Source organism: Microbacterium sp. Leaf351, from assembly GCF_001423825.1.
In the GTDB taxonomy this organism is placed as follows: domain Bacteria; phylum Actinomycetota; class Actinomycetes; order Actinomycetales; family Microbacteriaceae; genus Microbacterium; species Microbacterium ginsengisoli.
This window is the reverse complement of sequence record NZ_LMPK01000013.1, coordinates 18594-20628: the sequence shown is the minus strand read 5'-3', so window position 1 is coordinate 20628 and position 2035 is coordinate 18594. Positions and strand designations below refer to the sequence as shown.

The 2035-nt window shown below is 69.4% G+C and carries 5 protein-coding genes; all 5 read left to right on the top strand.

Going from position 1 to position 2035, the window contains the following annotated elements; translation table 11 throughout:
- Positions 1-190 (top strand): 50S ribosomal protein L6 (locus ASG00_RS17145; RefSeq protein WP_235559189.1); only part of this gene is annotated, 190 nt, incomplete at its 5' end.
- A gap of 2 nt (positions 191-192) precedes the next feature.
- Complete coding sequence (gene rplR / locus ASG00_RS05450) at positions 193-552, top strand: 50S ribosomal protein L18 (RefSeq protein ID WP_045246794.1); 360 nt, start codon at positions 193-195, stop codon at positions 550-552.
- Positions 553-572: 20 nt separating this feature from the next.
- Positions 573-1226, top strand: a complete 654-nt coding sequence (gene rpsE, locus ASG00_RS05445; RefSeq protein ID WP_052672000.1) for a 30S ribosomal protein S5 — start codon at positions 573-575, stop codon at positions 1224-1226.
- Positions 1226-1411, top strand: a complete 186-nt coding sequence (rpmD, locus tag ASG00_RS05440) for a 50S ribosomal protein L30 (protein WP_045246792.1) — start codon at positions 1226-1228, stop codon at positions 1409-1411. The genes rpsE and rpmD overlap by 1 nt, the downstream gene beginning before the upstream one ends.
- The coding region (gene rplO, locus ASG00_RS05435) for a 50S ribosomal protein L15 (protein WP_082483077.1) at positions 1411-2035 on the top strand (625 nt) is incomplete at its 3' end. The genes rpmD and rplO, both read left to right, overlap by 1 nt.

The window sequence follows — 2035 nt, the reverse complement described above, 5'->3', positions numbered from 1 at the left end:
CCCGCCGGCCGGCATCACGTTCACCGTCGAGGGCAACAACAAGCTCACGGTCAGTGGCATCGACAAGCAGGCCGTCGGCGAGGTGGCCGCCAACATCCGCAAGATCCGCAAGCCCGAGCCCTACAAGGGCAAGGGTGTGCGCTACGCCGGCGAGGTCGTTCGGCGCAAGGCCGGAAAGGCTGGTAAGTAACCATGGCTACGACTTCCAAGTCCGCCTCGCGCTCGCGCCGTCACGCGCGTCTGCGCAAGAAGGTCGTGGGCACCGAGGCGCGTCCGCGCCTGGTCGTCACCCGGTCTGCGCGCCACGTGTTCGTGCAGCTCGTCGACGACAGCAAGGGCCACACCGTGGCATCCGCCTCGACGCTCGAGGTCGACCTGCGCTCGTTCGAGGGTGACAAGACCGCCAAGGCGCGCAAGGTCGGCGAGCTCGTCGCCGAGCGCGCCAAGGCCGCCGGTGTCGCCGACGCCGTGTTCGACCGCGGTGGCAACCGCTACGCGGGTCGCGTCGCGGCGATCGCCGACGGCGCCCGTGAAGGGGGGCTGAACCTGTGAGTGACAACAAGGAGACCGAAGTGACCGACGCCACCGCGCAGGCCGCCCCCGAGCAGGCCGACGCCGCGCGCGAGCGTGAGCCCCGCCGCGGCGGTCGCGAGCGCAACCCCAACCGCGACCGCAACTCGCGCGACCGTTCGGAGAGCCAGTTCCTCGAGCGCGTCGTGACGATCAACCGCGTGTCGAAGGTCGTCAAGGGCGGACGCCGCTTCAGCTTCACCGCGCTCGTCGTCGTCGGTGACGGCAACGGCGTCGTGGGTGTGGGCTACGGCAAGGCCCGCGAGGTCCCGCTCGCCATCTCGAAGGGTGTCGAAGAGGCCAAGCGCAACTTCTTCCGCGTGCCCCGCGTCGGCTCGACCATCCCGCACCCGGTGCAGGGTGAGGCGGCCGCCGGTGTGGTGCTGCTGCGTCCCGCCGCCGCCGGTACCGGTGTTATCGCCGGTGGTCCGGTGCGTGCGGTGCTCGAGTGCGCCGGCATCCACGACGTGCTGTCGAAGTCGCTCGGCTCGTCGAACACGATCAACATCGTGCACGCGACCGTCGAGGCGCTGAAGCAGCTCGAGGAGCCGCGTCACGTCGCCGCCCGTCGTGGTCTCGACTTCGACCAGGTCGCCCCCGCGCGCCTGGTGCGTGCCGAGGCCGAGGCTGCGGCCGCACAGAAGGTAGGTGCCTGATGTCCGCACGTCTGAAGGTCACCCAGATCAAGTCCAAGGTGAGCGAGAAGCAGAACCAGCGTGACACGCTGCGCAGCCTCGGTCTCAAGCGCATCGGCGACTCCGTTGTTCGCCCCGATGACGCTCAGACCCGCGGCTACGTGCGTGCCGTCGCTCACCTCGTGAAGGTTGAGGAGCTCGACTGATGGCTGAGAACGCCAACGAGAAGGCCGAGGAGAAGGCGCCCAAGGCGCCGGCTCGCAAGCCCGCCGCGAAGGCTGCGGACAAGCCCGCCGCCGAGAAGGCCGCCGCGAAGCCGGCTGCCGAGAAGGCCCCCGCCAAGAAGCCGGCCGCCAAGGCCGCGCCGAAGGCCGCCGAGAAGAAGGATGTCGCGACCTCGCGTCCCGGCGTCCTGAAGGTGCACCACCTGCGTCCGGTCCCCGGCGCCAACACCGCGAAGACCCGTGTCGGTCGCGGTGAGGGCTCGAAGGGTAAGACCGCGGGCCGTGGCACCAAGGGCACGAAGGCCCGCTACCAGGTCCGTCAGGGCTTCGAGGGCGGCCAGATGCCTCTGCACATGCGTACGCCGAAGCTGCGCGGGTTCAAGAACCCGTTCCGCGTCGAGTACCAGGTCGTGAACCTCTCCAAGCTCGCCGAGCTCTACCCGTCGGGTGGTGATGTCACCATCAGCGACCTCGTCGCCAAGGGTGCCGTGCGCAAGAACGAGAAGGTCAAGGTCCTGGGCGATGGTGACCTCGAGGTGGCGCTGAACGTCACCGTCGACAAGGTCTCCGGCTCGGCCGAGCAGAAGATCGTCGCCGCGGGCGGCA